Source organism: Spirillospora sp. NPDC049652, from assembly GCF_040675125.1.
In the GTDB taxonomy this organism is placed as follows: Bacteria; Actinomycetota; Actinomycetes; order Streptosporangiales; family Streptosporangiaceae; genus Spirillospora.
The window spans coordinates 1-2,827 of record NZ_JBFAOF010000921.1 but is presented as its reverse complement, the minus strand read 5'-3'; the positions used below and the strand labels follow the sequence as shown (position 1 = coordinate 2,827).

The following is a 2,827-nucleotide window of genomic DNA, read 5'->3' as shown; positions in this document are numbered from 1 at the left end:
TGGTGATGGCGGTCTGCGCGTCCGCGCTGCGGAGCTGGCTGGACAAGCGCGGCGCGCTCCCGGCCGGCCCGCTGGTCGTCGGCGTCCCGGTGTCGCTGCGCCGCGACGGGGTGGTGGACCCCGCCGGCGGCGGGAACCAGGTGTCGCTGATGTCGGTGCCGCTCGCCGTCCACGTCCCCGACCCGGCCGCCCGGTACGAGGCCGTCCGGGCGGACATGCAGCGGGCGAAGCGCCGGTTCGTCGGCTCGTCCGGCGCGTGGGTGCGGGACCTCGCCGGGATGGTGCCCGCGCCGCTCGCCGGGCCGGTCGCGCGGCTCGCGCTGAACGTGCTGCCCGGACTGCCCGTCCGGCCGGTGAACCTGATCGTGTCGAACGTCCCGGGGCCGCAGTTCCCGCTCTACCTGTGCGGCGCGCGGGTGCTCGCCTACTACCCGCTGTCGGTCGTGTCCGGCGTCAGCGGCGGCCTCAACATCACGGTGTTCTCCTACGACGGGACGGTCCACGTGGGCCTGGTGTCCTGCCGCGACCTGGTGCCGGACCCGGGCGAGCTGGTCGACCATCTCGACGACGCGATGGACGGGCTCAGGGCGCTCGCCGAGGGGTGACGCCCAGGGCCCGCCGGTGCCGCCACGCCAGCCTGAGCGCGGCGGCCCCGGCGGGCTGCATCGGCTCGGGCGCGGACCCGTCGAAGGCCGCCAGCCGGACGCGCCCCTCCGCGTTCTCCGCGACGAGCCGGTCGCCGAACAGCTCGTCGAACGCCTCGTCCGCCAGGACGACCGCGGTCAGCAGGTCCACGGCCAGCGTCAGCGGATCGACGCCGAGCCCCAGGTGGTAGGCGCGCAGGCGGCCGTCGCGCCGCGCTTCGGTCATCCGCCGGTGGAACGGCCAGGACTCCTGGTCGAAGCCGTCCGGGTAGTCCTCGGACGCGCCCAGCAGCTCCTCGGAGTACTCCCGGATCATCGTGAACCAGGGGTCGAGCTCGACGCCGCGCCCGGTCAGCGGCTGGAACACGCCGACCGGCATCACCTGGTGCAGCCCGCCCGCGTGCGCGACCTTCGCCGGATCGCGCCAGTGCAGGACGTACCGCCCGGACGCCGTGACGGTCAGCGTCGTGATCGCGACCAGCGCCGGACGCCGCGTCAGGTCGGTCGGGTCGCCGACCGAGGCCCGCACCGGCAGCCCGGGGACGGCGGCGGCCAGCTCGTGCGCGACGGCCTCGCCCACGTTCACCGCGTCGAAGTACCGGGCCGGGCCGAACGTCAGGGACAGGCCGTCCACGAAGAGCAGCCGGTAGGACGGCCGGTCCTCGAACACGCGCGGCGGCGCGAGGGCGGCCATGGCGTCGGCGTAGCTCGCGAAACCGTCCGGCAGGCCGAGCGTGGGCGCGGAGACCGCCGGACGTTCAGGAACGGGCTCCCAGCGCGTCCGGACGTCCTCCAGCGGCACCGGCGCGTCCGGGATCCAGCCGGGACGGGCCATGAGGGTGGTGCCCGCGACCTTGGGGACGTCCGGGTACAGCGCCGCCGCGGCGAGCCCGAAACCGTGCCGGTCGTCGTTCAGGCGTGCCCGCGTCCGCTCCCACATGCCCTCACCGTACGCAGCGCGCGAGCCCCGGGACGAAGCCGGGCCGGTTCAGTAGGTGAGCTTCAGCAGCAGGCTCCCGGCGTTGTCGACCAGGCAGTGGTCCTGGTCGTGGATGCGGAGCCGGAGCTCGCCCGAGTCCGGCGCGGTGACCGAGCCGCGCGAGCCGACCACGAACCAGCTCCCGCCGCCCACCCGGCCGATCAGCACGCCGTAGGCCAGGTTCGGGTCGAGCTTGCAGCGCTGGTAGATCCGCTCGTCGGTGGCCGAGTCATAGCCCTGCGGGCCGACCTCGGGGAAGTGGCGGTAGTCCACGGTCCAGCCGCCGCCCTGGTAGGCGATCGCGATCCGCCGTCCGGCCTTCACGTTCAGGCCGGTGCCCTGCCAGCCGCTCGTGGCGTCCACCTGCACCGGCACGGTCCTGGGCCGGTGCGTCGGGGACTGCGTGGGAGCGGCCGTCGGTGAGTGCGTGGGAGGCGGGCTCGACGGCTCGGGAGCGTCGGCGGTCGACGGAGTGGTCGGCGGCGCGGACGACGGCGTGGCCGTCGGCGCGCTGCTCGTCGCGCTCTGTGCCGGGACGGTCGGGGTGCCGGTCAGCGCCGCGCGCGGCTGCGCGGCGGCGTGGTGCGAGCCGAACGGGTGGGTGAACAGCACCGCCGCGGCCGTCCCCGCGAGCACCGCCGCCACCGTGGCGAGCACCGGGACGAGCACGGCCGCCCGCCGCCGTCGCGGCCGCTCCCTTTCCGTCGCCAGCCCGCCCGCCCCAAGCCCGCCCGCCTTCAGCCCGCCCGTCTCCAGCAGTCGCGCGACCTCCTCGGGCGACGGCCGGCGCGCCGGGTCGCGGCGCAGCATCGTCCGGACGACGTCGCCGACCGGGCCCGCCCCGGACGGCAGCTCCGGCCGCCCCGAGGTGATCGCGTGCATCGTGGCCACGAGGTCGCCGCGCCGGAACGGCGAACGGCCCGTCAGCAGCGCGCCCAGCGTCGCGCCGAGCGCCCACACGTCCGCCGCCGGGCCCGCGCCGCCCCCGGTCAGCCGCTCCGGCGCCATGTACTCCGGCGATCCGACGAGCTGGCCCGACAGCGTCAGCGGCTCGTCCCCGCTGATCACCGCGATGCCGAAGTCGGTCAGCACCGCCCGGCCGTCCCCGCGCAGCAGCACGTTGGCGGGCTTGACGTCCCGGTGCAGCACCCCGGCCGCGTGCACGGCGGCCAGCGCGTGCGCGAGCTGCGCGCCGAGCGCCGCG

The 2,827-nt window shown here is 76.3% G+C and carries 3 protein-coding genes; 1 reads left to right on the top strand and 2 read right to left on the bottom strand.

From position 1 onward, the window contains the following. A partial coding sequence (locus tag AB0J52_RS34870) for a WS/DGAT domain-containing protein (RefSeq protein WP_500187165.1) occupies positions 1-605 on the top strand: 605 nt, incomplete at its 5' end. On the opposite strand, the gene AB0J52_RS34865 is transcribed toward AB0J52_RS34870, so the two are convergent. Continuing rightward, positions 583-1,584, bottom strand: a complete 1,002-nt coding sequence (locus tag AB0J52_RS34865) for a hypothetical protein (protein ID WP_500187164.1) — start codon at positions 1,582-1,584, stop codon at positions 583-585. The genes AB0J52_RS34870 and AB0J52_RS34865 overlap by 23 nt on opposite strands. 48 nt (positions 1,585-1,632) lie before the next feature. Beyond that, positions 1,633-2,827: serine/threonine-protein kinase (locus AB0J52_RS34860; RefSeq protein ID WP_500187163.1), on the bottom strand; the 1,195-nt coding region annotated here is incomplete at its 5' end.

Bases quoted from the DNA above. Each gene is read 5' to 3' on its own strand.
- AB0J52_RS34865 (WP_500187164.1), bottom strand. From the start codon at position 1,584: ATGTGGGAGCGGACGCGGGCACGCCTGAACGACGACCGGCACGGTTTC.